We start from the raw sequence: 24,889 nt of genomic DNA on the forward strand, positions 1-24,889 counted from the left end.
ATATTCTTTACGGTCTACTATAGGTCTACTCAAGAAAAAACTTGTAATTAAAAATGATTTTCGCTAATATTGGATTCAAGCTGAATTGTAGAGAATACAAGCAGTTATAAAGTATAGGGCCTATAGCTCAGTTGGTTAGAGCAGCGGACTCATAATTCAAAAGTTACAAAAAATACCTCGCAACAATAGACAATAACAAACAATAATTCGCAATAAATTTCCTTTCTAAGTCATTAATTTAAATCACTATATTTTAAAAATTGCGCTAATTCGCAATAATATACACTAATTCGCAATAATCTAAATGCCTACAAATTGCCTACAAGTTTTTTTGTAGACTGCCTACAAAACGCCTACAAAAATGCCTACACGCCTACAAAGAAAAAAGCCGCTAAATGTAAGCGGCTGATGATGTACTTTCATGGAACTGTTTGGAGAAATAATCTATGGCATCTTGCTTCTTATAAAGGATGGTACGTCCTTCTTTGCTGAATGGGATTCCTCCACCAGCGCAACGTTTTAGCTGAAACCAGGATAAAGATTTTTTGTACACAATAGCCAAAACTTCAGGGGTGAAAGTTGCATCTTTTGGAGCAGCCCAATACTTAATTGCCTCTGCTGCTTTTTCTTCCGAAGTCATTTGATCTAATTTGGTTAGTCGAGCCATCTTATTCCTCCTTTACTGTAGCTGCTATATTAGAGGGGTAGTAACACAATGGATTTCCACAGTTCCTAATAGCATTATTTAGCGATTCAAATGCTGCTGCGATTTCGTCTGGCACATTTATTCCATCTGGTAAATGCTCATCATAGAAATCTTCTGGATCTATTTCATAAGCCATTTGTGGTACACAAATAACAAGCATTAATTCTTGTGCTGATTCACCAGTTTCCTGCAAAACGTCAAAAACAGATTTTTTATCAAAAAACCATTGGTCCAATGTCATGGAATATAATGGTTCATCTTTCCATTGTTGCGTAGGGAATGATGCGTATTTTTCCTTGTTTTCATAAGGAATACATTCTTCGCAATAACTTTGTTTACGATACAAATGTCCGCGTTTGCATAAACTATGAGTAGAACCATCGTATCTTGCAATTCGCTCATCAAGATAAATATGTCCTGTTTTTGATTGCCAAGCAGTCACATTAATTGGCCACGCTGCTTCGCTTGAGTCAGGAAGAATTACTTTCTCATCTAAAGCTTCTCTTTCTTTTTCAATATTAAGCATTGCCATTCTCCAAAAATGTAGTGTGAATCCACCATTTTGGATTTGATTTTAAATACTCAGCATGTTCAGCTTCAGTGCCTTCCCATTCTTCAAGTGTTACTGCATCAGCAATAGATTGGCCAACAGTAGGGAATTGCTTTAAAGCTTCTTGTTTTAGTCTGTGGACTAATTGCTTTCCAATTTTCTGAGAAGGGACAGGGTGTAAAATTGGCGCTGAATCAGGTTCTTCAGGAATATTTACACTCCAAAGCTTTGCCTTGATTAATGATTTATTTTCATTAAAGAACTTAGTAATTTGTTCTACGGTAGTTGCTACGATTGATTTATCACCAAGATAACATTCAACACAATCATTAACTGCTTGTATGTATTTAATTGCTAATTCGGCATCGTCATAACGTTTTAATGGTTTAGAAAACCATTCTTCTGTAATTTCTAATTGATCTGCATGAGCGTCTTTAGAACCATTCCAAACGGTTGGATAAATCCAACTTGCTCCATCACTAAATGGTGAATAGTCATCTGAAAATCTTGGATTAAAGATAAAGTATTTTCTCAGACGTTGTGCAGCTTTAAATGCTAATTCTGCGGTTGCAGCTGGTAACAGTGATACTTCATCTTCATGACTATCTGAGATAGCTACACAAAATAGTTCTGCATCAGGATTGTTATTTCTAGGCATCAAAATAGCATTTACATTTTCAAAATCACTAAATGTAAAATTAATATTCGCTGCTTTGGCTAATCCTGTTGGTTTCAAATTATGGCGACAAATACTGCCTAGTAAGCCTGAAATTTCCTCAAGTTTTTTAATGTAATCCCCACCAAAACGAACAAAGCCTTTGTATTCGACATCGTTTGTAGGTAAAACTTTCTGCCAATCAATGTATGATTCGCTTAAAAATATTTTGAATCCTTCATAAGCATTATGATGATTTGGAATTTCAATTAAACCTGTTTTGGTTTCCGTATCATATGAAATCTGACAATTAATCAAACCAGAATAACATTCAGTTTTATTTACAAAGCTTTGGGCATAAGATTTAGGAATAATGAAAGAAATATCATTTTCAACATTATCCAATTTTGCATAAAACAGTATGCTTCCATCAGTTGCGACAATATGTCCATTATTGATTGCAATTGAATCTAAATTTCTGAAATCCCATTCATCTTCATCTTTTGATGCAATTAAAGCAGCACGAAGCAATGCAAGGGGAACTAGTATTTTATTTTCCATTAGAAATTACCCCCTAAAGCAAGCACTTCTGCTTTGATATGAGCAAGTGCAGCTTCAGCCGTTAAATGCAAACGTCGATGATCAACCAACATTTTTGTAATTTCATTTCCTGAAAAGGTTGTTTCTTGTGGGGTCCGTGTATCAGGATCACTTAAGGTTGCAATAAAACAGACTGTGCCTTTCGGTGGGTATTGGCGAATTGGGGTAGGAAATTCATATTCTTTGCCATCTATTCCAATTATTTTTAAAGTTTTAGGGACAACTCTAAACTTTACAACTAGATTGTTTTGGTTTGGTTCGCCAAGTAAACAGCCTACTCGAAAACCTGTTTGAAGATTGAAACTATCCCATTCTTCCTCATCTTCTGAAAAATCAACTTCAAACCCATTTTTTAATGACTGAGCTGCTGCAATACCATCTACATACTGATAATTAAAATTATTTATAATTAATTTTTTCACAGGTTTAGGTAACTCAACACCTTCACGTAACCAATGAATATTTACTGTCTCTGAGTTAAATTGATATTCTGTTTCTATCCAGACGTTATTTCTTTCCTGAACAAGCCAAATGCCGTTTACAAGTTTATAGAACCATTCCATAAAATATAGATGTGCATCTTCCGGTATTTGAATCCATTTTTCAGAACCAAGCTTGTCACCCTTAATTTCATTTTCTGAGAGTTGAATATATTGGAAACCTCGCAATGGATCTAAATACTCATTTTTAGAGATAGATATTTGATCTTTAGTTTTGACAATTGGTTTTAAATCAACATGATCTAATGGCGATTTATCCCAACGTGGTAATTGCTGAGCATTGCCAAGAGCAAATACATAACCTTCACGGGTACTGGTCACGAACCATTTCCAACCATCTTGATCTGTATGGTTTGCATCATTGACATCGTTACGACTGAGGATAACCATTTCTTTTAATTGCTGAAGATCAACCCATGAGTAACCATCTGAATTAATCGCATTTTCGCAAGAGAAAACTCGACCATTGTCTTGGACAAAAAGAAATTCATCACTTTCGGTTATTGAAGTCGCTGAAGTAACGTAGAAACCTAATTGAGCAAAACATTTCAATACATCGGCTTTATTTTGAGTTCTCAAATCAACTTTAAGGCTGTGAAACTGAAATTCACCGGGCAATTTATTTTCAGAGATGTTTAATATTTCCATATTAATTAACCTCCTTCAAAATGCCATGTGCATGTAATTTTTTACGCAGCGTACCTCGATTTAAACCTAAGCGCATTGCTACACGAGTTTGGTTTCCTCTCTCTTGAAGTAGCAACTCCTCGATCAAAGGCTTTTCAAATACCTGCAAGACCTCAGCAAAAAGATTGTCAGGCTTTGATTCAATAACTGAGCGAACAATCGTTTTGACTTGTTGTTCGGTGTAAATAGGCAAATTAACTTTTGTATTCATTTACTTTTCCAATATTTAAGAGATAGCTTTAGAGAAGGGCACCAAAATTTAGGCTTGGCCCCATCGCTCATGAGTTTTTTTGTTCTTACATGCTGCAACGATGGCTTTTTCGAAAGTAGTGCCTTTAAAACGGTTATATGCAGCATCTAAAACGGAAGTATCAGTAGCTTTGTTAATTGCTGAAATTGCATCATTAAAAAGCTGGTTTTCAGTGCGCTTAGGCTTGGATTCACTAACATTTTGTTGAACGTCTTTAGTTTCTTTAACGCCTGTGGCCTGTTGCTGGTGAGCTTGCTGATTTGAATTTACAGTCTGAGAATTACTGTAATAATGGTCAAAAGCTCTTTGCTGATAACCTGGTGCATTCCAGTATCCAGCATGAATATCGCCAGCAAACCCCAGGAGACTTAAAGCTTTAACAGTTGCATTGGTTTTTGACTTCTTAATCGCGTCTTCGTCATAAATCAGTCCGGTGCTTGCTTTATATAAAGCCTTTGAACCAGCAGTTTGATCAAAACAGCATTTTTGACCATCTTTCATGTACCAAAGTGTGATTACTATCCAGTGATGTATAGTCACATCATCAATTTTTTGGAATCCATGATCTTTAACATCTACGCCCCAACCGTGACCTATAGGTCCGAAGGTCTCAGTAGCTCTTTGAATTAACCAATAAGCTTTTGGTGAAGTTCCTTGATACGGTTTACCTTCAATCTTTTTTGTTTGTGTCGGATCAGTAATACAAACTGAATGCCATAAATCCATGTTTTGGTTGTTACCATTTCCCATGATCGCAACCTCCTAACCTAAAATCTTGCGTTGTTTAGGATCACTTTTGAAAAAACCTTTTTCATCAAGATATTTAGTACGACGTACTAACTCTTTTGCTTGTCTAGCTTTATATAGATGAGGTGTGACTTTTTCGGACGGTGTAATAGCAATTAATTGACCATTTCGTTCAATATAAAAATCAAAACCGTTTAACTTAGTTCCCCAAGTTAAGTATTTGCTTAAACCAATAGGCAATTTAGAATCAGGATTGCGCTTAAGTACATACACAGAGTAATTCTCGAATCCCACGCGATAACGTTCATTACCATCACCATCGTTATTTAAGTATTCGCAGAAATATTTTGAAGATTTTTCCTTATGCTTTTGAGTCTCATAAGTTTTCATTGAAAAGCGAAACTTAAGACAACCGCTAAAAATATCTGCAATTGAAATTGGGCAATTCTTTTCTATGAAGGTCCAGTCTTTTGTATCAACTTCTGCATATTCAATACCGATGCCTTTGCTTAAAGATTCAAGCATTTGAGCAGGGCTAATCGTTTGATTGAAAGCTTCGAATGGATCTTGATTTAGGTGTTTGGCTGCTGTAGACATTAGCGAACCTCCACCAATTTATTAGATTCAATAAAGTTTTTAATTGCTTCGTTGATCTGTTTATGGTCTTGGTAAATTGTGAAGTCATCCACGTATTCGCCAGTAGCACTATTTTTAATTTTGCCGATACCCAAACGTGTAATAGTTACATCAGGATATTGGCTTTCAGTTACACCATAATCCCTTAATTTTGCTTCAAACTTGAATTCCACCGGGACTAGATAACCATCAAGATTAACTGTTCCGACACCAGTATCTTTTGACGTAATTGAAATATAGATTACGCCCAAGCTAGAAGGGCGTGTATCAGGAATAAATGTTTCATCAGCTTTAGAGCTTACAGGTTGAGAAAATGCGATTGTGATTCCAACAATCACTATTAACGCGATAACTGCCGAAATAAACATTACATTTGGGAAACTAAATGTAATATTGTTTTGAGATAGCTTTTGTTCCATAATGCTCTCGTTCCGTAATTTCTTTGCTAATCGCAAAGAAGATTGACCTTAAGAATGCCCCGTCCTCTACCAAAATTTCTGGGCTTTCTTTTGTTTAAAATTTAAAGGTTATGCTTTAAATGTTCCGATACGAACTGGGTTGTCAGGTAATAATTCAATTACTTTTTCTTTGAAATCCTGAATGATTTCATTTTTCAATAATTCTTCACGAACAATTTGAATCGCAAAAACTGGATCTTGATCACCAGCATTTACGATTAGACGTAAACGGATTACTTTTGGGGTTAAACCAATGTAAGCGGGGTCTGTAACTTTGAAATATGCTGGCAGGGAATTTTCAGTAGCATTAATCTCAACTTGTTCAAGTTTAGAACGTGATTCACTAGTGTTATTAACTACTGAGTCAGATTTAACGCTACTACCAATTGTCATATTTCGAACAGCATGAATTGCTGCGCCACTTGCAATTTGCTCATCATTTGCAGAGTAAGCAATAATTACATCTGCCCAATCTTCAAGTAAAACAGCGAAAGATTTTTGATTTAACTTTTTGTCTTTTAACTCATTAAGCTTTTTCCAAAGAACTGTTGGTTCAAGTTCTAAGGTAGCCGTATAGTCGCAATGACCTTGCGGTAGTTTAGCTTCATCAAAATTCAACACAGAAACAGCGGTGATATTTTTATGATCGACAAAAATAGGTGCAGCGTGTGGAATAATAATTTCATCATCATGCTTATGAGGATTGCTATCCAAAACAAAACTTTTAAAATCAACAAATGAAGGTGTTTTGAAAGAACCGCGAGCACGATTTCGACCAGCTTGATATTCTTCAGTATCATGGATATTGAAGTTTTGGTGCAAAGCAATTAACGAACCACGGTCAAATTGTTTGAACGGAGAGCATAATTCAACTACAGAAGCAACTTCGGTTTTTTCTAGTGACATGAGATTTAAAATCCTAGTAAGTACAGGGGGAGCTATGGTGAAGTATTAAACTTCGTCTTTAAAAAGGGATTCGGTGTGCTTGGCGAAAAGGGAAACGTCACCACCTAAATTGACGTGCATAGGTGTTTTTTCGTTGTGTTCTTCAACACGTTTGCCTTTTGCAAGGGGTTCATTAAATGAGAGTTTGCTTTCTACTTGGACTTGAGAGTCTGCAAGTTTGCTAACTTTAAGTTTGATATTGATTTCACCGACTTTGCCAGTTGAAACAACACTATTTGCGACTTCTGTAATGGCTACGCCAAATTGTTTTGAAAATACACCAGCGCCAATATCTTCGATAAATTGCTGTGCATCGGTTGGTTTGTTTGACATTTTTCACCACCTAAATTTTAGGTTTTTGTTGTTGGTGAAATGATCTTATTACAAGTAATTCTTGTATTCAATATTTATTTAAAGAAATTCTTGTATTTTTATATTTGAACAAAAAAAAGCCTGCATTATGCAGGCTTTCTATTTGCAAAAAATTACATAAGTAATAACTGACTTAAATCTTGATTGGTTTTAGAGCTTATAGAACCAACCACGGTACCAGTCAAATAACAAGTTTCATCAAGAGGCATATACCTTGGTACCCACTCAGTATTTAGAGCTTTCAAAAGGAAAGAACCATTATCATTTTCGATTAGTCTTTTGAAGGTAGAACCATTTGAACACCAAGCGATAACATCATCACCAATCTCAGGCTTAAGATCAGGATTTACAAAGATAATATCTTTTGGTTTGTACTCATCCTTCATGCTTTCACCTTTAACTTCAAGGGCATAGCCATTAGGTCCGACATTAAACATACAAAGAATCTTTGGATATTTATCTAATATTTCGAGGTGGCGATCATTCCAATTACCAGCTGCAACCCAATCAATCAGAGGAACATATCGCGCTCGGTTTATTGGTTTTAATTCATCTTCTTCACCAAACAGATATGCTTTTGTACACCCTAAAGTATTTGTTAAAGCTTCAAGATTTTTTCCGCGAGGTGAAGTTTGACCAGCTTCCCATTGCTGCACTGCTTGAGGTGTAATTTCAAGTAAATGCGCTAATTCTGTCTGGTCTAAACCTTTAGCTTCACGCTTTTTCGCGATTCGCTTACCCATTTCAAGCTTGTTCATCTCAATGCACACAAGAAAATCTTGTACTAAATATAAAGCAATTCTTTAAAAAAGTCATTGCAAGTAATTCTTGTATTCTTTAAAGTAATACTTGTAATTAGCAAGTAGGGCTTATATTGTAATGAATAACAATCAAACCAATGTTGAAGTAAATAACGAAAACTTAGTCAAGAACGCGATCCAAAAAGCAGGAGGCGTTAGTGCTGTCGCTCGTTTAATTACTAAAAAAAATGGAAAGAATTATTCATATCAATCTGTTCAATCTTGGATTTCTCAAGACCGTATCCCTCCTAAATATATTCCCGTTATTTCAGAAGTTACAGGAATTGCTAAGAGCAAATTAGATCCAATTGTATTTCAAGAATAGAAAAACAAAAAAACACTTTTGGGATTGAGTTACTAGAAAAGGGAGAGGTTGAAAAACTATGAATCAAATTGTTTTAAATCAAGCGTCAGCTAATCAGTTTTCAAGTATTGAACTATTAAAAATCATTAACCAGGTTCGTAATCAATTTGGTGAGTCTCAAATTCGACTTAATGATTTTCATCCTCGTGTTTTTGATGAATTAGAAGGTGAGCACTACGAAACCTTCGTTGTGAATAATCATAATAATACGGTCACAGTTGCAGCATTTCTTAATCATGATCAGTGCATCTTAGTTGCAATGCGTGAGTCTAAGGGTGTTCGCAGAAAGGTTTTAGAAATTCTAAAACAGCAACAAGCACAAATTCCTCAAACATATGCTGAAGCTTTGCAACTAGCAGCTAATCAAGCACGTCAATTAGAACTTGCAGCGCCTAAAGTTGAGTATTACGACAAGATCGTTGAGCGTTCAACACTGCTTAATGCTTCACAGGTCGCTCAGAAAATAAAAATTTCAGCAGTAAAACTAAACAAGCTTTTAGACATTTTTGATGTTTATCACAAAGGCGTTAAACGTGCGCGTTTATTCCAACAGTGGTTTATCGATAAAGGTTTTGGAGAAGTGAAACAAACAGAGCTTGGCTTTTCACAGCCAATGTTCACAACAAAAGGAGAAGCTTGGGTAATCGAAAAATTAACCAGTGAAGGTTTGGTTTAACCGCCTCTTGCGCCAACAAGAAGCGGTCAAAAAATTTTATTCATTTAACTTCGAGGAAAAAATGAACTCAATAACTTTAACAGAACATAGCTGTGCAAACAAATGTACGGAATTTAAAAAAACTGGTGAACAATGTAGCCATTGTTTAGTTAAGCAACAAGAAACGGATTCTGGAAAAGGGCAAGATACCCAAGATATTTTAAATCGTGTGGGAGGCATAAAAGCAGCTCTTAAAATTCTTAACGGCAATCCTGATGCATTTGACTGGTACTCATTAGAAAAAAATTACTACTACGGTACTCGATCTAATGAAAATCTAATTTCTTTAGATCAACTTCAACAAGCTTGTAATCAATACTTTGTCACGGTTTTTGGTGGCATCAAAGCAATTCAATACATTGTTGAAAATGCTCCAGTAGGTGCGACTCATTTTGATCGTTATTTTGAAAAGATTGATTTTCGAACTAAAGAAATCTTTATCTGGGTAGATGGGGCATGGTCACAACAAGAATTAAGAATCATGGGATTCAACAAAGCTATTGCAGATAGTGTTGCTCTTAATGATTTAAGAAATACTTTAGAGACTATGCAATCGCCAGTGATTCCTACTTTTGCAGATAGTAATTTGACATATGAGCAAATTACACAAAGCACAGTTGAACGTATTCAGTATTTTAATTTGCAAAAAGAAGTAGCTCTGGAAGATGGAAATCATTCAGAAGCTGATTCATTTGATAATCAAGCCGACGGTGCATATCTATTGTGGTTTCATTTAACAAAGTCATGTCAAAGCAAATTTGATCTTGATCGCCTACAAAAATTGGTAGGTGCTCGATAATGAAATCAAACAAAAATAATCGGCCACACCTCCAATGTGTATTCAATTTCCATAAGTCGGCAATTTCACTTTTGTTAGAAATGCAGCAAGAAGCAATTCAGGCATCTTCTCCAGACGATCAAGTTTGGCGTGAGGACTGGAAAGCACGTTTGGCTTTTGAGCATCAATTAAAAGATGACGTTTGTGAGCAAATTGAATCATCGTTATTTGCTTCGAACTTAATCAATTTTAATGGTGAAAGCGTTTTTGTTGTAGTTGCTGATGAAGCACGGGCAGGTGCTGCATGAAAAAAACACCTAAGTTTCAAATCAATGATTTAATTTTGAAAAAGAAATCTAATCATGTTTTTCAGGTCGTTAAGGTTTTCAATATAGGAAAAAGAACGAGTAAGTATCGGTTACTCAACCTCTCTACATCGTCTGAAACAGCACATCTTGAATCACAGATCGAACGTAAAGCAACGATTAAAGAGGCTGAGGCGAATAAGCGTTTGCCTGAAGAAAAAATCCAGCCTATTGAGAAGATAGTTCTGTCAAGTATTGGCCCATACAAAGATCATTGGGCAATTGTCTATATTGAACTTAATTCTACCTATAGCCTTGGCGGTGGACGAATTACATTAGTTTGTGATGATTTCGCTGGAAGTAGTTTTTTTGGTCATGTAGGTCAAGCCTCTTTTAAAAAGTTCATTGCACAATGTGATGAATATTATTTGATAAAAAAACTTTTCCCTAAATTGATGGAAACCGTTCCTGTTCAAAGTGGTGAGGAATTTTTTGAATGGTTTGCAACAAGCTATCTTGATGATCTTAAAGATGCACGTAAGTCTGGTGAAATTACTAAAAAGAAATTGCGTTCCGCTTATGAAGATATTTCAGATAAACAGTTTAATGGAGCTGCACACCTCTACGATTTGCTTGATAGCGATTCATTAGAGTTATTAAGTAATTTACTTGGGGATGATTGGTGGTGGGATAAAAATCCTAGCTTACCCAATAGCCACTATGTATTTCTATTAGATATTCTGAAAGATGTCATTGCCGAATTTAAAAAATTAGATGAGGTGATGGTGTGAAAGAGCGTCCGATTTTATTTAATACCCCAATGGTTCAAGCGATTTTATCTGGTCAAAAGACTCAGACACGTCGAATTGTAAATAAAGCACCTACAACTGAAATAAATCATCGGTTAATTGCCCTAGATAACGGTTGGAGTTGGCAAGTTGATCAACAAGGTATAGTTCCTACTATGCATCGTGAAATCGATAATCCAATGGTTTGTCCGTTTGGTCAGATCGGTGATCGGCTTTGGGTTCGTGAGACTTTCCGCTTATATGATTCAGATGAATGTCCACATGCTGATTTTCCATGTGGATGTCCAAAAAATGGCACACCTTTATATAAAGCTTCTCATGATTGTGGTAATGGTGAAAAGTGGAAACCATCAATCCACATGCCACGTAAAGCAGCTCGATTATTTTTAGAAATAACAAATATACGTATTGAGCGCCTGAATGATATTACTTCAGAGGATGCCAAAGCAGAAGGATTTGACTATTCAACACACCCATCAGCAATTCAAATGGGCTATGCAATTGGTGCAAAAACTAATTTCCGTGTTACATGGGAACAAATCTACGGACAAAATGAGTGGAATAAAAATCCTTGGGTATGGGTTCTCGAATTTAAGGTTATCCAAGGCGGTGCAGTATGATAATCCCATCTGCACTAGATGAAATTCAAAAAGGTGCGTTATTCGTAATTAACCATTCTGGTGGAAAAGATAGTCAAGCGATGATGATAAAGCTGCTTGAAGTACTCCCTAGAAATAATGTTGTTGTAGTTCATGCATCATTGGGAGATATGGAATGGCATGGTGCTTTGGAATTGGCACAAGAACAGGCTTTGTTAGCAAATGTACCTTTCATTGTTGCCCGTGCAAAGAAATCTTTATTAGATATGGTGATGCACCGTTTCAATGTACGTCCAAATGTTCCTTCTTTTCCGTCATCTGCAAATCGGCAATGTACTAGTGACCTAAAGCGTGGACCAATCACCCGTGAAGTGCGTAGATATGCAAAAGAAAATGGATATACCAGGATTGTGAATTGCATGGGTTTACGTGCTCAAGAATCAAGTGGCCGTGCAAAAAAGCCTGTTTGGAAGGAACACTTTGAACATGGACGTGCTGGGCGGTCTTGGTTCGACTGGTTGCCTATTCATTCACTTACCACAGATGAAGTTTTTCAAACAATAAGTAATGCAAATCAAAAGCCACATTTTGCATATCAATTAGGTAATGAAAGACTGAGCTGTGTGTACTGCATTATGGCAAGCCCAAATGACCTAATCCTTGGAGCAAAGAAACGGCCTGAACTATTTGCGCTTTATTGTTTCTTCGAAAAAATCACAGGTTATTCAATGCATATGAGCATGAAAACCTTGCCAACAATTACAGGGATTGAACCAGATTACTCACTACTTTCTGAGAATTTAGATTTGGTGAGCCAAATTTCAATAATCAAATTTAACAGACAGCGTATTCCTATGGTTGAGGAGATTGCAGCATGACTCAGCCATTCAATTTATATCAAGGTGATTGTTTACAGGTTTTGAAAGAACTTTCTGATAACTCAATAGACAGCATTGTTACTGATCCGCCTTATGGACTTAAGTTCATGGGTAAAAAATGGGATTGTGAAGTACCAAGCATTGAAATTTGGCAAGAATGTATTCGCGTTCTTAAACCAGGTGGGCACTTACTAGCATTTGCTGGTACTCGTACACAGCATCGTATGGCTTGCAATATTGAAGATGCAGGTTTTGAGATAAGAGACATGATCGCTTGGATCTATGGTTCAGGCTTTCCAAAATCTCATAATCTCGACGGTGAATGGCAAGGTTGGGGTACTGCATTAAAACCAGCGCTCGAGCCAATTACATTTGCTCGAAAACCATTGATTGCCACGGTTATACAAAATGTGCAACTTCATGGAACAGGCGCAATAAATATCGATGAGTGCCGTATTCCGTTAAATGGCGGATATAAATCTAAGGCAAATGGTCGTCCATCTCAGACTGGACAACCAGATAATTATATTTCTTCATGCGCAAATCAGCCAGATACAGTAGGTCGTTGGCCTACTAATCTAATCCACGATGGTAGTAAAGAAGTATTGGCAAATTTCCCAAATACCTCTAGTGGAAGTAATAACAAAATAAAAGCTTCAAGTAAGGACCAAAACGGTAATACCAGTAGTTCATTTGGAAAAGAGAGCCGTCCTTATGGCACTGAAACAATTTCTTATGGTGACTCAGGTTCAGCAGCAAGATTTTTCTATTGTGCTAAAGCAAATCGCACAGATCGAAATGAAGGTACTGAAAGCTCAAATAAGCCAATGCTGCAGATGAATTCAACAATGCGAGATTGTGAAAATGTTGATTGGTCTAAGCGAAATGGAAATTTTCATCCAACTGTAAAACCAACTGAATTAATGCGCTATTTGTGCAGATTAGTTACGCCTAAAGGTGGTGTAGTGCTTGATCCGTTTATGGGGTCGGGTAGTACAGGTAAAGCAGCCATATTAGAAGGCTTTAGCTTTGTGGGTATTGAGCGTGAAGCAGAGTATTTCGCAATTGCTAATGCTAGATGTCAGTTTGTCAAAGAAGGCGTTAGTTCAAAAATGCCAGATCAGCAAGATTTATTTATGGAGGCGCTCTAATGCATTACTACGAAAAGAAAATTGGTGATTACCATCGTAAAGCAGGTCGCCTTAACATTTTACAACACGGTGTTTATAACTTGCTTATGGATGCTTGTTATGACCGTGAAGCATTTCCAACTGAGACACAGGCAATTGACTGGGTATGGGCTGAAACTGATGAAGAAATTGCAGCAGTTAAGTTTGTGTTGAAAAAATTCTTCGTTATGAATGAGGAAGGCATTTATATTCAAAACCATATCCAAGAAGATTTGATTGCATATAAAGCATTTAAAACAAAACAGTCAGACAACGGTAAGCAAGGTGGTCGTCCAAAAGGTTCTAAAAACAAACCGAAAACAGGTGATGATTCTAGTGAATCTCAACAGGGAGAACAACCAACTGAACAAACCCAAGAAAACCCAACGGAAAGCGAAATAAACCCACCGCTAACCCAAAAAAACCCAGATGAAAGCCAACAAAAGCCTAAACCAATAACCATTAACCAAGAACCACTAACCAATAACCAAGATAGTAATAGTAATGGTAATAACGCGAGCGAGGAAAAAGTTGGTTTTGTCCCGATTCAGTTTGCAACCTACCAGGCACATGACAAAGAATTTTATTCGTTACTTGAACTTGCAAGCGAGCATTCGCAATTTCAAATGGACTTCATTGATCTAGCTGTACCAAGACATGAATCAATTTCATCAACTGATTTTCAAACCTTGCTACAAGATTATTGTGATTTCTTTGCAGCGAAAAACGATAAAAACACGCCAAGCATCTGGTTTGTGAAATGGCTTACTTGGATTCAAAACAATATTCAAGACGTGATTAAACGCCGTCAAAAACAAACCAAAGCAAATCAACCTGTAAATACTAATCAACCAGCTAGGGGCTATTTTGAGCGCATTCTTGATGAAGAACAAAGCGCAAACGTCATTGTGGACGTAACTCCACAAAAAAAGCTGATAGCTAGTGTGGAGTACGGACATGCATAAAATTACGATTCAGGATATCCGCATCCTAATTTCAGATTTACGTGTAATTCACGCTGCGCAATTCAACAAGAATTTTCCAACAACGGGGGATAACGCCGTACCAATGGAGTTTGTTGAATCTAAAGCGATGGAATGCCTTTGTGATGTCAATGTAGATCAGTTTGAACGCGCACGGAACAGATTACTTAAATCGGGTGGAAAGTTTATGCCGTCTTTCTCTGATTTCCGTGATTGGTGCATTGGTGAGACGTGGATGTCAGCAGATGAAGCATGGGCGCGTGCATGTCGTTTTACAGCTGACAAAAGTGTGCAAATCACTCAAATAACAAAAGTTGCATTGGATGAGGTTTTGCCAATGATCTTCGATGGATATATGAAACCTGCACGCGAGCAATTTATTAATACATACAATGCATTTGTGGCAAAGGCACAACAAGTGGGACGCACCCAAGAAATGTATGTACCGCCAAAGCAATTGGAACACAAGAAAAAAAGCCATGCACCAGTGTCTAATGATGAAGCTGTACAGCGCCTTAACGCATTGAAGCAGAAGCTAAATATTAAGAATCGTACAGTTCTACAACCGCAAAAACTTGAGCAAAAAGAGAACTTGGCAAGTCCAGCAGTACAAGAACCATGGCCTGATCCATTTGATCAACCAGACGAGTATTTAGAAGCATGTGAGCGTGACGGGCTGAATGTCCCTAAAACCCTTATTAAGCATATTAATGGTGGTACAGCATGAATCAGACCGCAACACAAGCAAATGAGCCAACAGCAGAAAATACGAAATTTAAGAAAGGTGCAAGAGTTCACGTAGATTTTGTAAGTGATTCAAGCACTGAGTTTTCAGGCAAGCATATTAAAGGTGATGCGATTGTAGATCGTCATGAAGATGGTTATGTCTATGGACAATTGGAACAAGGCACCCCATTTATGTGCCCTGAAAAATTTGTACAGCTCACTCCACAAGAGCATATCAAACAAATTCGCGCAGAATTTGAAGCATGGTTAAAAGAACAAAAGCAATATTCGATTTTAATTAATCAACATGGAGCAGACTTATTTAATTTTGATTCTATCCATGGCTATGAAAAGTTAGCAGTTGCAGTAGCTTTTGAACTTTGGAAAAAATTCCATCTTTGCTGTGAAACGAATAAGGTTTTACTTAAAAAACTCCATATTGCTACGACTGCTTTGGCTAATAAAGGCGGTGAACATCATGGGTAAAAGTCGTGTTTTATGGGATCAATGGGCGAAAAAGGGTAAGGCTGATTTTTTTGCAATGAATCCACTCGTTGAAACAAAAACGAATCGACATGCACGCGCACGTAGAGCACTAGATAAGAAAGTGATTTTACCTTGCGCCGTGACAACACAAGAACTAAATGGAGATCAGTTACACCAAGGCAGTACAGGCGGATTGGTCATTACAGGCAAGGATTTTGTCACAGTGAAACTGCCATATGGCATCAGTGCTAATGACATTTGGCGTGCAACTATTGATGAAAGTACAGGTAAACAACGCAATAGCTTATCAATGGGTGCAAAGAAATTTAAACGCCGTGTAGTTGAAATCTATGCACCAATCTTTAAAGCAATGAAGTGGAAAGCCATTTCACAACAATGTGAGATTCGATTAGTTATACAGCCACCACGAAAAAATCGTAGTTACAGTGCGAGCACATATCCGCGCTTTGATATTGATAACTATCCAAAACTGCTAATCGATTCGCTTAAAGGTACAGAGTTACTTTTTAAAGATGACAACATTTTTGTGAAAGAAAAAATTGAATTTGCAGAACCTACTGAAGATGGTTGTGTATGGCTTTCATGTGTATTTATCAACGAAACAAATTGGCTTGATAAGAAAGTGAACTTCGACTGGCTTGCTGGGAGAGTTGCATAATGGCTAAAAGAACTGATTTAGAAAAACGAGTCTTGATCGGTCGTAAACTTGCACTTGCAAGAGAACGCCGTGGGATGCTTCAACACGAAGTTGCTATTGAATTGTTTGGTGTTGAGCAAAAGAACCGAATTAGTGAAATGGAGAACGGTAAGACATTACCAGATGCTGAGTTACTGCAAGTCATGTGCAGTATGTATCGGGTCTCTGTCGATTGGGTATTAGGTTTTACGATTAATCCTGAATTAAACGAAACTGAATCTGTCGCAGGTGTTCTGTTCAATAGTGTTGGCGATATTTTGGCAGATAACCTAAATGCGATTACAGCACAGATTTCTTTGTTATGTGCAAGACATATCAGCTCGTTTCCCAAGGCGCTACAGGTACAGCTATTAGAGCAATCAAAAATAGTCGCAAAACAATTTTTGCAACTTGATCGCGTTCAACAAGAGAAATTACAACCTGTAATGATGGATTTAATCCAAACAATTCAGGAATGTGATAAAGAGCGTGCAGTTCAATTCAATCATATTGCCAAAGGTTTGGAAGATATTTCAGATCGTGATGAGGGTGAAATTCAAGAGAAAATACTTCAAGACTTAAAGAGTCAACGTAAAACACGTTTCACTCAAACAACTTTACTTACTGATGAGAAAGATGAAGCTCAGTTCGATTTCTTTTCAGGTGATGCACTGAGTAATTAACTATGGCAGTGCAATCATATTCACAAGAAATATGGGATCGACTCAAATTAGTTTATGAGTCATCCCCTAAGATCACATGGCAAAAACTAGTTGATCAAGTCGGTGAGGAGTTAGGCTGTGAAATGCCTTCTCCTTCAGTTGTGCGCCGTAAAGCAATCGCTGAAAAATGGAAAAAGTGCGCGAAAAATCTAGTCAAAAAGAATGCTAAACAGATCAATGATGAGATTAAAAATTTGACTAGTAAAATGACTAGTCAGAAAGAAGCCCAAGATTATGAAAATAAAGAGGAAAATGGTAGTCAAAAATCCGTCAAAAATCCGTCAAAAGTAAGTGTGTATGATGATGAATTTGCAAGAAATGCCCAACGTAGCAAAGTTGCAGATACAAATAAGCTCACAGCGACAAGAATCATTCGTGAAAATCGACTTCGTTCTGTGAAGTTAGCAAGCTTAATTGATTCATCATTAGATAGTTTGGTGAGTGTAAGAAAAGACTTTCAGGAATTGGATTTAAAAACTGCAACTGAAGATGACATAGGAATGATTAAGTTCAAGATGGCAGTTACGTCTCAATTTATCGAACAAAACTTAAAACAAAGTATCAGTATTGCGAATGTAGCGAAAATAGATGCCATGTTTTGGGGATTAACGGAAGAGGACCTGAAAGACCAATCGGAAATACAGGCGAAACGCTCTGCTGTTGTGGCTGGAGCTGAAGAACGAATGAGACTTGCAAAAGAGAAAATGGCCACTGATAAAAAAGCAGCCTTTGCACGTAAGTTAGCAATGATTGAGGCAGGGGATCCAGAACCTGATCAAGATGAAGAACAAGAGGCAATTGCATGATCAAAACAAATTTAACTCATAGAGAATTGTGTGAAGTCGGCGCTGCGTTGTTGAGAAAACCTGAATCTGCTAATGGACATGGTTGCCATTTTTCAATCGTTGAGCCGTCGTGCTATGGAGAGAATCCCGATGTATTCGGTGTTCGCCACGGTAATGGATACGATGTCGGTACAATTCTATTAGAAGCTAAAACAAGCCGTTCTGATTTCTTGGCTGATAAGAAAAAACCACATCGTATTGAACCAGCAACGGGTGTTGGTAAATGGCGTTATTTCATTTGCCCGACAGACCTAATTCAACCTGAAGAATTACCAGAGCGATGGGGATTGATCTACGTTTCTAATGGTAAACGCTGCAAATACATTAAAGGCGCAATGGCTGTACCTAAAGAGAAGTATGACAATGAATGGAATCAAAATTCTCAATATTGGCGCAATGGTAAAGCATTAGAACAAAGCTTTATTGATTTTGCATTTAATGATCGAAACGTACAGAACGAGTTCAATTTATTGACGATGGCTTTAGCTCGATTAAGAGATCCTGAAAAGATCCTTTACATGCAAAGAAATTTCACTCGGTTAGAAATGGAATGCCAAAGACAAGCGCATGAAATTCAGAAGCTACAACAAGATGCAAATCTCAATAATTGCTTACAGAACATAGAAAAAATTAAGGTGCAAAGTTTATGAAAACCAACGAAAAAAATGAATACAAAGTAGGTGATTTTGTTTTACCTGTTTCACTTAAATATACAAATCAGGTTTGTGAACTAACTGAAGATTTGGGTTATGACTTTAAATATAAAACTAAGTCTGGTGGGTGGGGCTTTATTGTTAAATCCTATTTACCTACTAGATGGAGACATGCTACAGGTGATGAAATTACAAGTGGAATAGCATCTCAAATCCAGATAGTGAAAAGTTTTATTGCTGAATATGGTCTATTAAAGGCTATGGAAGTATTAAAGAATGCACCCGAAGGTTCAACACATCATGATTTAGTTACAGCAGAGAATATAGACTTATATTTTAATTCTAAAGATCACCTAGAGTGGTGTGATTTAGAGCTTAAGTGGTGTTTACCTAGATTTCATCATACGAATGAAATGATTATGGGAATGATAGATATTGCCGAGCTAAAACGTCTTTTTGAAAATATAGATTTAGTAAATAAAGTAGGTGGACCAAAATCTGCTAAAGCCCAAGTAAAACAAGCCAAAGAATATGGATATTCAACATTTTCTATTCCAATTGAATTGAATGGATCAATTGTTATGGGATGTTTAAATATTGATAAGTTAGAACAAGCTCTTTCTGACCACGATCAACTATTCGGAAATATCGAAACGTTGGGAGGTGAGCATGTTTAAGGACGGGGATTTTCTTGTCTATAAAGACCAAAATAAATACAAAAACTGCCTGTTCAAAATTATTGATGATGTGGATGCAGTTGCAATAGCTGTGGAAGATGGGAAGGAGTGCTTTGTTTACTTTGCCGATATGCGATTAGCAACAGAAGATGAAATCGCAGCAGGTCATAGAATAGACCATATCGGTGAGCCTAACGGATTGGGAACAGACTCAGACATAGTCAACCACAATACAAGGTTATAGGGGATTAATCATGTGTCCATTATGCGGTAGATCAAAAGGTGGTTTAGTTTGCGGTTATTGTGGCTGGGTTCCAGAAGATAAGAAATTTGAGTTTGAACAGGTGAGTAGATGAAAGTTCAATTAAATGAGAAGTCTAAAGCCGAATTTATTGAGCATATTGCCAAAGATTCAATAACTTGTTGGTTTGATGGTGATGAGTTTGTTATGCCAAGTGGTCAAGGTCGTACCGCAAGAGGGATTGTTTTAGGTAAGTTGATAGCTTGGCAGCACCAACAGTCAAAAGTTGATGATATTCAGAAACGCTTTGATGCGATCAAACAACTTATCAATGAGTATCACCAACATAGTTATAGAGAGTCAGATGATTTCGTATTTTATTTAGAGCAAGCACTTACAGGCACAAACCATATCGGTGAGCCTAACGGAATGGATGAGAAATAAAATGTTAGAAAAATTTATTCAATATTGTCATTCAAAACATGAAGGTTTGAGTGATTACTACATCACTCAGATATATAACAACATGCAAGAATTGTTATATGTTCAGTTTTTAGAAGTAGAATTGCAGACTCAATTAAAACTAAATGAAAGCTTGGAGCAAAAGCTGAGTCAAGATAGTCAAATACTTCACAACATTATTGATATGGAAACCAGAAAAACTCAGAAATTGCAGAATCGAATCAATCATGTAATGAGTTTATTTGGTTGCCAGCAGGTAGTTAATCCAAACGATATTATTGAAGCTTTAACAGGTGATATAGACCAATCACTTTGCGATGATGAGGTTTGCCATGAATCAGTTTGAAATAGGAGAAAAAATTTTATATTTAGGTATTTATGGCAATGAGTTTAATTTAGTTGATGAGGTCATTGGTATTGAGGACGATGAATATCTTAATAGAAAGAAATACATGATCAAAAATACTGAGTCTGGTGAAGTTATAAGTCAGTATGGTACCAACTACAGGAAAGCGACTAAAGAAGAAGTCGCCGTAGGGCATAGGTTAGAATCAAACAACGGTCAAGCAATAAGGGTTTGTAATTTAAATAACTATTCTCGAAAGTCTTTCACTATGGATAGACAAATCAAGCAATCAAAAAATGAATCTTTGTTAGAGTATTTAAACAGATGTGAGGAACAAGTAAAGCGTTGGCCAAAGTGGAAAATCGAGAGCATTCGAGATGCTTTTGGTCTCAACACAATTAAAGGAAAACAAGCTGGAACCATATAAAATGTTAGAGCTAGGTATGGCGCAAAATCACTCTATGTAAAAATAGGGTGATTTTTTTATGTCTAATTCAGCAAGTGGCTTACAGTATGATGAACTTGGGTTTCTTATTGGCCTGAAGCAAACAGGAAAAGACGTATCCAAAATTGATAAAAACGTGGAAGTAATCCGCGATATTTTAATTGGTTTGCACAAAGATATTGAGAACCAATATTCGCGACAAGAGAACCAACCAAAACCAAAATTAAGCGCGTTAGAACAAGCACTCATTGATGCCCAGATTAAACCAGCTGATTTTTCTGATCTAATCCGCGAACAGGCAAATCCTTTAGTTCAATCTTCACTAGCTTTAGATCGAGTTGCTAAGTCTATTGAGGACTTAATAGCTGAATCAACTAAAACCGAAGATAGCAAACCACAGCCTAAAGCAAAGCCTAAACGCCGTGCGATTGAAATCAATAGCACTGAGGACGTTATAAGAGAATTTGGCAATACTGGTGAACGTCGACGTGATGCTAATGGGCGTTTCATAGGAGCTAATTCAGAACAATCAACATTGGGTAAAGTTGCTCAAACGATTGGTACAGCGATTAAAGGTGTAATGCCTTCGAATCCCCAAGGTGTTGACCCTACACTTGACGCAATTAATGAAGTTGCGACTGTACTATCACCAGTAAAGCGAGCTGCTGGATTTATGCTACGTCCGCTTACTGGTTGGATGAAGTCACGCAAACGCAATGAACCCTTGCCTAAAGAACAAAGTGACCATAACCGTAAACAAGTAAAGTTACTTCAGCGAATTGCTGATAATTTGCAATCTAGGGGCGGTCTACTAGGTGGATTAGGAAAGCTACTTGGTGCTGGTGGAGGTTTACTGGGGGGCCTTTTGGGTGGTCTACTTGGCAAGGGTAAAGGTTTAGGTAAAGGTCTAGCTAAAATCCTCAAATTTGGTAAAGGTTTACCTGTAATTGGTGCATTACTCACTGCTATGTCATTTAGTGATTGGGGTACTAAATCAACTAAAGAAAAGGGCGGTACTGTAGGTTCGGCTGTCGGTGGAGTTGCTGGTGGTGCGATAGGAAGTATCTTTGGTCCCGTTGGAACAATTGCAGGGGCTGCAATAGGTTCATGGGTGGGTGAGAAGCTAGGTGGTATCGTTGCGCCGTATGTAAAAGAATGGACGGATTCTTTGATTGACGCTGATATACCGTCAATGATTTCAAATCTTGTAAAAGTTGCTTTGAAACTTACACCTGCTGGAATGGCTAAGTCACTGTATGACTGGGGTAAAGAAAAATGGAATGAAAAATTTAATGGACAACCTAATCCAACTTACCTGTTAAGAAGCCAGTATGGTGGGAAAGGTGAAAATGGTGGGGAACCAGTTAAGTTTGGAGCTGCTGCAAATAATACAAATAGCTCAGCTATTACGAAGATTGTGACTCCTAGAAGTGGTAGGTCAAATATAGTTGAATTAGCTGATGGTTCGGTGGTTAAGCGCACTGGTAATAGGAACTGGAGAAATAATAATCCTGGCAATATTGAATATGGCGAATTAGCAAAAAAATATGGAGCAATAGGTTCTGATGGTAGATTCGCAATTTTTCCAGATTATGATTCTGGTCGAAATGCAAAAGAGCATTTAATCTTTGAGAGTAACAGGGCAAAAAGTTTGTCTACTAGATTAGATTATGGGCAAGGCTTAGGATATAAAGATAAAACTTTAAAGCAAACAATAGCTTCATATGCGCCCATTGAAGATAATAACGATACATTAAAATATCAACGGAATATATTGGCCGCGGTTGATGGACAAAATAAGAAAATGTCAGAATACTCTGCTGCGGATAGAAAAAAAATTATGGATGCAATGGAAAAAGAAGAAGGTTTTTCGATTGGGAAAACTCAGATAATCCAAAACGCAAAAGTAACACCTCAAAATAGTGTAATTTCAACCAAAAAGTCATCGCCATTAGCACATTCAGAGATTTCGAAAAATGCAGAATCAATCGTACAAAAGGCAAAAGACAATGTACCAGTATTGAATATGCAATCTTCAATTAAACCTCTAGCTGCACGCACAAACACTTGGGAAGCTAGTTATAGACCTCCAAAAGTTGATACAAATGTGCTTCCAGCAAAAGAATTTTTAACATCACCTACACCACAGGAGGTTATTGTTACCAATCAAAATAGTGGTAATATCAATCAAAATGTGAGCAATAGAATGTTAGCTCATGCGATTACAGGTGGACTTGGGATGGGGGATAAATGGAACGGTTAATTTTAATAACTTTATCACTACTTTTTTATAGTACGGCTCAAGCCCAATATTTCAGCTTAAGTGGTGTGATTAAAGAACAAATTGCACCACCTGAGCTAACTATTGACGAAAAACCACATAAATATTTGGGATTAGTTTTGGATAAACCAATCCCTATGAACGTATACAGTGAGGATACTGATGAAAAAAAACTATTTAAAAATGTGACAATAGTTCAAGTCGGATGGAAAGGAGATCTAATAAAGTTTAAAGGTAAGAAAGTAAATCTTTTATCACAAAACTGTATTAATTCACAAAGTGCACATATCTATACTGATGTTATGTGCGAAATTGAAAAAATTAATGTGATTAAATAAAATAATATTTGACTTAAATTACATGGCTTTCTATGTAGTTTAAGTCAGCAATTGAATCTGTGAATCAAGATTTATAAATTGATTAAAAAAATCTTCATCTATTACTAAAGTCGCTTTTGTCTGTTGTACTTTTACACCTAATTTCGTTTCAATCATTCTTGCAACTATGTCCTCTCCATCAATCAAAATAATATTTTGATTTTTAAGATTTCTAGAGTATTTAATAGCTGCATTAGAAAACTTAGAAGTGGTCATAAATATTCCATTATTTGCATTATTACCTACCATTGCACCAACAAATGATTGAACGTCTGGACTTCCGATTGAAGTTTGATCATAACGTTTACACTGAATAAAGTGTTGTTCAAAACCTCCTATAGCTCTTCTTATTTTTACAATACCATCGACACCACCATCACCTACTTTACCATTATGAGTAATCATATCTTTAATTTCATCAAATTCAGTTTTAGCGATACTAGCAATAAGATGCAAAGAGAATAATTCAAATTGAAATGGTGTGAGAGATTTTAATTTTACTAATAGTTCTTCATTTAATGTTTTTTTCGATTCTTCCAGTAAATTAACCAACTTCCTAATTTCTATCGCAATGCTAATTTTATCAATTGGGCTCAAATCACCTGAGTTAAACTGAGAGATTTTCGAAAATCTATCATAATTAGTTAAATTAAATGTAAGTCGATTATGAAGTTCACTAATAAAATCATTCAGTAAAGGATCACCTGATTTTCCATATAGTACAGTATTCAAGCTTTCTTCAAGCTCTAAATATTGTCCAATTTGGATTTCACGGCTATGAAAATTGAATTGATTGCAAGAATAATAAGAACTAAAAAAAACTATGAAATTATGATAATTTTTTAAAGCTTTTAGTCGTTGAAACGTTATCTCTTCTTGCAGTAAAAAGTTGATTTCTTCTATATTAGGTACGCGTCCACCACTTTCAGTAAAAGTAAATAGTTTTAAATACAGCATCCATTGATAACAAATTTCGTGAACAGCAGTAGGAATGTTATATATTTTTTTGCTAAATTTTGGCGGTTTTCCTTTTTTAATTTCAACTTTACTAAAGGAACCAAGTTTCTCGACAATCTCTTCTAAAAAATAATATTCATTGTTATTGATGCTCAGAGTCTTTTTTAAAGCAATTGAGAACAATTCTGAGAAACTAGGTAAAGTCACGCTTCTATCCAAATTTTATATTAAAAAATTGATTATAATTCGATCTATGAAGTAGTACCATATTGATGTCTTATTTATCAGCCTATTTTTTCTTATAAGAAAGATATCTTGTTTATAGAATTTGAATGTTTAGCAATTCGATGAAAAGCAAAGCCTCTAAAAAGTAATGATATAAAATGAAACACTAAGTTGTTGGAACTTCTAAATTAACAGTTTTTGATATTAAGTGAGAATAGCTCTATATTTTATAGGGCTATTCTT

34 protein-coding genes are annotated in these 24,889 nt (G+C 36.4%); 22 read left to right on the top strand and 12 right to left on the bottom strand.

What is annotated here, in order from left to right:
• Positions 1–391: 391 nt before the first annotated feature.
• The 11 genes from IEV17_RS06690 to IEV17_RS06740 form a co-directional block, all read right to left on the bottom strand.
• Positions 392–667 carry a hypothetical protein gene (locus IEV17_RS06690; RefSeq protein ID WP_004661643.1) on the bottom strand — a complete coding sequence of 92 codons (276 nt, stop codon included), beginning with the start codon at positions 665–667 and terminating at the stop codon, positions 392–394.
• 1 nt (position 668) lies between these two features.
• The gene (locus IEV17_RS06695; RefSeq protein WP_004661644.1) at positions 669–1,232 is read right to left on the bottom strand and encodes a hypothetical protein; all 564 of its coding nucleotides are present in this window, start codon (positions 1,230–1,232) and stop codon (positions 669–671) included.
• Positions 1,225–2,472 carry a hypothetical protein gene (locus tag IEV17_RS17155; RefSeq protein ID WP_004661645.1) on the bottom strand — a complete coding sequence of 416 codons (1,248 nt, stop codon included), beginning with the start codon at positions 2,470–2,472 and terminating at the stop codon, positions 1,225–1,227. The genes IEV17_RS06695 and IEV17_RS17155 overlap by 8 nt, the downstream gene beginning before the upstream one ends.
• The gene (locus IEV17_RS06705) at positions 2,472–3,659 is read right to left on the bottom strand and encodes a hypothetical protein (protein ID WP_004661646.1); all 1,188 of its coding nucleotides are present in this window, start codon (positions 3,657–3,659) and stop codon (positions 2,472–2,474) included. Before IEV17_RS06705 ends, IEV17_RS17155 begins: the two co-directional genes overlap by 1 nt.
• Before the next feature lies 1 nt (position 3,660).
• The gene (locus tag IEV17_RS06710; protein ID WP_004661647.1) at positions 3,661–3,909 is read right to left on the bottom strand and encodes a helix-turn-helix domain-containing protein; all 249 of its coding nucleotides are present in this window, start codon (positions 3,907–3,909) and stop codon (positions 3,661–3,663) included.
• A gap of 48 nt (positions 3,910–3,957) precedes the next feature.
• The gene (locus tag IEV17_RS06715) at positions 3,958–4,698 is read right to left on the bottom strand and encodes a hypothetical protein (RefSeq protein ID WP_004661648.1); all 741 of its coding nucleotides are present in this window, start codon (positions 4,696–4,698) and stop codon (positions 3,958–3,960) included.
• A gap of 12 nt (positions 4,699–4,710) precedes the next feature.
• The gene (locus IEV17_RS06720; protein WP_004661650.1) at positions 4,711–5,292 is read right to left on the bottom strand and encodes a hypothetical protein; all 582 of its coding nucleotides are present in this window, start codon (positions 5,290–5,292) and stop codon (positions 4,711–4,713) included.
• Positions 5,292–5,750 carry a hypothetical protein gene (locus tag IEV17_RS06725; RefSeq protein WP_004661652.1) on the bottom strand — a complete coding sequence of 153 codons (459 nt, stop codon included), beginning with the start codon at positions 5,748–5,750 and terminating at the stop codon, positions 5,292–5,294. Before IEV17_RS06725 ends, IEV17_RS06720 begins: the two co-directional genes overlap by 1 nt.
• 108 nt (positions 5,751–5,858) lie before the next feature.
• A complete protein-coding gene (locus tag IEV17_RS06730; RefSeq protein ID WP_004661653.1) occupies positions 5,859–6,695 on the bottom strand; it encodes a DUF2303 family protein in 837 nt (278 codons plus the stop codon).
• A 45-nt stretch (positions 6,696–6,740) separates the two neighbouring features.
• Positions 6,741–7,067: a YfdP family phage-associated protein gene (locus tag IEV17_RS06735; RefSeq protein ID WP_004661656.1), complete on the bottom strand. Its 327-nt coding sequence runs from the start codon at positions 7,065–7,067 to the stop codon at positions 6,741–6,743.
• 152 nt (positions 7,068–7,219) lie between these two features.
• Complete coding sequence (locus IEV17_RS06740) at positions 7,220–7,864, bottom strand: LexA family protein (protein ID WP_051063521.1); 645 nt, start codon at positions 7,862–7,864, stop codon at positions 7,220–7,222.
• Positions 7,865–7,985: 121 nt separating this feature from the next.
• Here IEV17_RS06740 and IEV17_RS06745 point away from each other — a divergent pair, with 121 nt between their 5' ends.
• From IEV17_RS06745 to IEV17_RS06850, 22 genes are all read left to right on the top strand, one after another.
• Positions 7,986–8,231 carry a helix-turn-helix domain-containing protein gene (locus IEV17_RS06745; RefSeq protein ID WP_004661660.1) on the top strand — a complete coding sequence of 82 codons (246 nt, stop codon included), beginning with the start codon at positions 7,986–7,988 and terminating at the stop codon, positions 8,229–8,231.
• 58 nt (positions 8,232–8,289) lie between these two features.
• Positions 8,290–8,946, top strand: a complete 657-nt coding sequence (locus tag IEV17_RS06750) for a phage antirepressor KilAC domain-containing protein (protein WP_004661662.1) — start codon at positions 8,290–8,292, stop codon at positions 8,944–8,946.
• Between the two features lie 61 nt (positions 8,947–9,007).
• Positions 9,008–9,784 (top strand): hypothetical protein, encoded by a 777-nt coding sequence (locus IEV17_RS06755; RefSeq protein WP_004661663.1) that lies wholly within the window; start codon positions 9,008–9,010, stop codon positions 9,782–9,784.
• Positions 9,784–10,071, top strand: a complete 288-nt coding sequence (locus IEV17_RS06760) for a hypothetical protein (RefSeq protein WP_004661664.1) — start codon at positions 9,784–9,786, stop codon at positions 10,069–10,071. Before IEV17_RS06755 ends, IEV17_RS06760 begins: the two co-directional genes overlap by 1 nt.
• Positions 10,068–10,859, top strand: a complete 792-nt coding sequence (locus IEV17_RS06765) for a phiTE_072 family protein (RefSeq protein ID WP_004661665.1) — start codon at positions 10,068–10,070, stop codon at positions 10,857–10,859. Before IEV17_RS06760 ends, IEV17_RS06765 begins: the two co-directional genes overlap by 4 nt.
• Positions 10,856–11,497: an ASCH domain-containing protein gene (locus tag IEV17_RS06770; RefSeq protein ID WP_004661666.1), complete on the top strand. Its 642-nt coding sequence runs from the start codon at positions 10,856–10,858 to the stop codon at positions 11,495–11,497. The genes IEV17_RS06765 and IEV17_RS06770 overlap by 4 nt, the downstream gene beginning before the upstream one ends.
• Positions 11,494–12,354, top strand: a complete 861-nt coding sequence (locus IEV17_RS06775; RefSeq protein WP_004661667.1) for a phosphoadenosine phosphosulfate reductase domain-containing protein — start codon at positions 11,494–11,496, stop codon at positions 12,352–12,354. Before IEV17_RS06770 ends, IEV17_RS06775 begins: the two co-directional genes overlap by 4 nt.
• Complete coding sequence (locus IEV17_RS06780) at positions 12,351–13,505, top strand: DNA-methyltransferase (protein ID WP_004661668.1); 1,155 nt, start codon at positions 12,351–12,353, stop codon at positions 13,503–13,505. Before IEV17_RS06775 ends, IEV17_RS06780 begins: the two co-directional genes overlap by 4 nt.
• On the top strand, positions 13,505–14,488 hold the full coding sequence (locus IEV17_RS06785; protein ID WP_004661669.1) for a YdaU family protein: 984 nt from the start codon (positions 13,505–13,507) through the stop codon (positions 14,486–14,488). Before IEV17_RS06780 ends, IEV17_RS06785 begins: the two co-directional genes overlap by 1 nt.
• A complete protein-coding gene (locus IEV17_RS06790) occupies positions 14,481–15,233 on the top strand; it encodes a hypothetical protein (protein WP_004661670.1) in 753 nt (250 codons plus the stop codon). The genes IEV17_RS06785 and IEV17_RS06790 overlap by 8 nt, the downstream gene beginning before the upstream one ends.
• Positions 15,230–15,718, top strand: a complete 489-nt coding sequence (locus IEV17_RS06795; RefSeq protein ID WP_004661673.1) for a hypothetical protein — start codon at positions 15,230–15,232, stop codon at positions 15,716–15,718. The genes IEV17_RS06790 and IEV17_RS06795 overlap by 4 nt, the downstream gene beginning before the upstream one ends.
• Complete coding sequence (locus tag IEV17_RS06800; RefSeq protein WP_004661675.1) at positions 15,711–16,397, top strand: RusA family crossover junction endodeoxyribonuclease; 687 nt, start codon at positions 15,711–15,713, stop codon at positions 16,395–16,397. Before IEV17_RS06795 ends, IEV17_RS06800 begins: the two co-directional genes overlap by 8 nt.
• On the top strand, positions 16,397–17,098 hold the full coding sequence (locus tag IEV17_RS06805; protein WP_004661677.1) for a helix-turn-helix domain-containing protein: 702 nt from the start codon (positions 16,397–16,399) through the stop codon (positions 17,096–17,098). Before IEV17_RS06800 ends, IEV17_RS06805 begins: the two co-directional genes overlap by 1 nt.
• A 2-nt stretch (positions 17,099–17,100) precedes the next feature.
• Positions 17,101–17,943 (top strand): hypothetical protein, encoded by an 843-nt coding sequence (locus IEV17_RS06810; RefSeq protein WP_004661681.1) that lies wholly within the window; start codon positions 17,101–17,103, stop codon positions 17,941–17,943.
• On the top strand, positions 17,940–18,632 hold the full coding sequence (locus tag IEV17_RS06815) for a hypothetical protein (protein ID WP_004661683.1): 693 nt from the start codon (positions 17,940–17,942) through the stop codon (positions 18,630–18,632). The genes IEV17_RS06810 and IEV17_RS06815 overlap by 4 nt, the downstream gene beginning before the upstream one ends.
• Entirely contained in the window at positions 18,629–19,312 is a 684-nt protein-coding gene (locus tag IEV17_RS06820; protein ID WP_004661685.1) for a hypothetical protein, read from the top strand. The genes IEV17_RS06815 and IEV17_RS06820 overlap by 4 nt, the downstream gene beginning before the upstream one ends.
• The gene (locus IEV17_RS06825) at positions 19,305–19,556 is read left to right on the top strand and encodes a hypothetical protein (RefSeq protein ID WP_004661686.1); all 252 of its coding nucleotides are present in this window, start codon (positions 19,305–19,307) and stop codon (positions 19,554–19,556) included. The genes IEV17_RS06820 and IEV17_RS06825 overlap by 8 nt, the downstream gene beginning before the upstream one ends.
• A gap of 108 nt (positions 19,557–19,664) precedes the next feature.
• A complete protein-coding gene (locus tag IEV17_RS06830) occupies positions 19,665–19,997 on the top strand; it encodes a hypothetical protein (RefSeq protein WP_004661688.1) in 333 nt (110 codons plus the stop codon).
• A gap of 1 nt (position 19,998) precedes the next feature.
• Positions 19,999–20,361: a hypothetical protein gene (locus tag IEV17_RS06835; RefSeq protein WP_004661689.1), complete on the top strand. Its 363-nt coding sequence runs from the start codon at positions 19,999–20,001 to the stop codon at positions 20,359–20,361.
• Positions 20,348–20,788 (top strand): hypothetical protein, encoded by a 441-nt coding sequence (locus tag IEV17_RS06840; protein ID WP_004661691.1) that lies wholly within the window; start codon positions 20,348–20,350, stop codon positions 20,786–20,788. Before IEV17_RS06835 ends, IEV17_RS06840 begins: the two co-directional genes overlap by 14 nt.
• A gap of 58 nt (positions 20,789–20,846) precedes the next feature.
• On the top strand, positions 20,847–23,069 hold the full coding sequence (locus tag IEV17_RS06845) for a hypothetical protein (RefSeq protein ID WP_004661693.1): 2,223 nt from the start codon (positions 20,847–20,849) through the stop codon (positions 23,067–23,069).
• Positions 23,057–23,425, top strand: coding sequence for a hypothetical protein (locus IEV17_RS06850; RefSeq protein ID WP_004661695.1), 369 nt, complete (start codon positions 23,057–23,059; stop codon positions 23,423–23,425). The genes IEV17_RS06845 and IEV17_RS06850 overlap by 13 nt, the downstream gene beginning before the upstream one ends.
• Before the next feature lie 39 nt (positions 23,426–23,464).
• On the opposite strand, the gene IEV17_RS06855 is transcribed toward IEV17_RS06850, so the two are convergent.
• Positions 23,465–24,628, bottom strand: coding sequence for a restriction endonuclease (locus tag IEV17_RS06855; RefSeq protein WP_004661697.1), 1,164 nt, complete (start codon positions 24,626–24,628; stop codon positions 23,465–23,467).
• Positions 24,629–24,889 lie beyond the last annotated feature (261 nt).

The organism is Acinetobacter modestus, assembly GCF_014636095.1.
Lineage (GTDB): Bacteria > Pseudomonadota > Gammaproteobacteria > Pseudomonadales > Moraxellaceae > Acinetobacter > Acinetobacter modestus.

Excerpts from the sequence above, each read along its gene's own strand:
- IEV17_RS06690 (WP_004661643.1), bottom strand. The coding sequence starts at position 667 with ATGGCTCGACTAACCAAATTAGATCAAATGACTTCGGAAGAAAAAGCA.
- IEV17_RS06695 (WP_004661644.1), bottom strand. The coding sequence starts at position 1,232 with ATGCTTAATATTGAAAAAGAAAGAGAAGCTTTAGATGAGAAAGTAATT.
- IEV17_RS17155 (WP_004661645.1), bottom strand. The coding sequence starts at position 2,472 with ATGGAAAATAAAATACTAGTTCCCCTTGCATTGCTTCGTGCTGCTTTA.
- IEV17_RS06705 (WP_004661646.1), bottom strand. The coding sequence starts at position 3,659 with ATGGAAATATTAAACATCTCTGAAAATAAATTGCCCGGTGAATTTCAG.
- IEV17_RS06710 (WP_004661647.1), bottom strand. The coding sequence starts at position 3,909 with ATGAATACAAAAGTTAATTTGCCTATTTACACCGAACAACAAGTCAAA.
- IEV17_RS06715 (WP_004661648.1), bottom strand. The coding sequence starts at position 4,698 with ATGGGAAATGGTAACAACCAAAACATGGATTTATGGCATTCAGTTTGT.
- IEV17_RS06720 (WP_004661650.1), bottom strand. The coding sequence starts at position 5,292 with ATGTCTACAGCAGCCAAACACCTAAATCAAGATCCATTCGAAGCTTTC.
- IEV17_RS06725 (WP_004661652.1), bottom strand. The coding sequence starts at position 5,750 with ATGGAACAAAAGCTATCTCAAAACAATATTACATTTAGTTTCCCAAAT.
- IEV17_RS06730 (WP_004661653.1), bottom strand. The coding sequence starts at position 6,695 with ATGTCACTAGAAAAAACCGAAGTTGCTTCTGTAGTTGAATTATGCTCT.
- IEV17_RS06735 (WP_004661656.1), bottom strand. The coding sequence starts at position 7,067 with ATGTCAAACAAACCAACCGATGCACAGCAATTTATCGAAGATATTGGC.
- IEV17_RS06740 (WP_051063521.1), bottom strand. The coding sequence starts at position 7,864 with ATGAACAAGCTTGAAATGGGTAAGCGAATCGCGAAAAAGCGTGAAGCT.
- IEV17_RS06745 (WP_004661660.1), top strand. The coding sequence starts at position 7,986 with ATGAATAACAATCAAACCAATGTTGAAGTAAATAACGAAAACTTAGTC.
- IEV17_RS06750 (WP_004661662.1), top strand. The coding sequence starts at position 8,290 with ATGAATCAAATTGTTTTAAATCAAGCGTCAGCTAATCAGTTTTCAAGT.
- IEV17_RS06755 (WP_004661663.1), top strand. The coding sequence starts at position 9,008 with ATGAACTCAATAACTTTAACAGAACATAGCTGTGCAAACAAATGTACG.
- IEV17_RS06760 (WP_004661664.1), top strand. The coding sequence starts at position 9,784 with ATGAAATCAAACAAAAATAATCGGCCACACCTCCAATGTGTATTCAAT.
- IEV17_RS06765 (WP_004661665.1), top strand. The coding sequence starts at position 10,068 with ATGAAAAAAACACCTAAGTTTCAAATCAATGATTTAATTTTGAAAAAG.
- IEV17_RS06775 (WP_004661667.1), top strand. The coding sequence starts at position 11,494 with ATGATAATCCCATCTGCACTAGATGAAATTCAAAAAGGTGCGTTATTC.
- IEV17_RS06780 (WP_004661668.1), top strand. The coding sequence starts at position 12,351 with ATGACTCAGCCATTCAATTTATATCAAGGTGATTGTTTACAGGTTTTG.
- IEV17_RS06785 (WP_004661669.1), top strand. The coding sequence starts at position 13,505 with ATGCATTACTACGAAAAGAAAATTGGTGATTACCATCGTAAAGCAGGT.
- IEV17_RS06790 (WP_004661670.1), top strand. The coding sequence starts at position 14,481 with ATGCATAAAATTACGATTCAGGATATCCGCATCCTAATTTCAGATTTA.
- IEV17_RS06795 (WP_004661673.1), top strand. The coding sequence starts at position 15,230 with ATGAATCAGACCGCAACACAAGCAAATGAGCCAACAGCAGAAAATACG.
- IEV17_RS06800 (WP_004661675.1), top strand. The coding sequence starts at position 15,711 with ATGGGTAAAAGTCGTGTTTTATGGGATCAATGGGCGAAAAAGGGTAAG.
- IEV17_RS06805 (WP_004661677.1), top strand. The coding sequence starts at position 16,397 with ATGGCTAAAAGAACTGATTTAGAAAAACGAGTCTTGATCGGTCGTAAA.
- IEV17_RS06810 (WP_004661681.1), top strand. The coding sequence starts at position 17,101 with ATGGCAGTGCAATCATATTCACAAGAAATATGGGATCGACTCAAATTA.
- IEV17_RS06815 (WP_004661683.1), top strand. The coding sequence starts at position 17,940 with ATGATCAAAACAAATTTAACTCATAGAGAATTGTGTGAAGTCGGCGCT.
- IEV17_RS06820 (WP_004661685.1), top strand. The coding sequence starts at position 18,629 with ATGAAAACCAACGAAAAAAATGAATACAAAGTAGGTGATTTTGTTTTA.
- IEV17_RS06825 (WP_004661686.1), top strand. The coding sequence starts at position 19,305 with ATGTTTAAGGACGGGGATTTTCTTGTCTATAAAGACCAAAATAAATAC.
- IEV17_RS06830 (WP_004661688.1), top strand. The coding sequence starts at position 19,665 with ATGAAAGTTCAATTAAATGAGAAGTCTAAAGCCGAATTTATTGAGCAT.
- IEV17_RS06835 (WP_004661689.1), top strand. The coding sequence starts at position 19,999 with ATGTTAGAAAAATTTATTCAATATTGTCATTCAAAACATGAAGGTTTG.
- IEV17_RS06840 (WP_004661691.1), top strand. The coding sequence starts at position 20,348 with ATGAATCAGTTTGAAATAGGAGAAAAAATTTTATATTTAGGTATTTAT.
- IEV17_RS06845 (WP_004661693.1), top strand. The coding sequence starts at position 20,847 with ATGTCTAATTCAGCAAGTGGCTTACAGTATGATGAACTTGGGTTTCTT.
- IEV17_RS06850 (WP_004661695.1), top strand. The coding sequence starts at position 23,057 with ATGGAACGGTTAATTTTAATAACTTTATCACTACTTTTTTATAGTACG.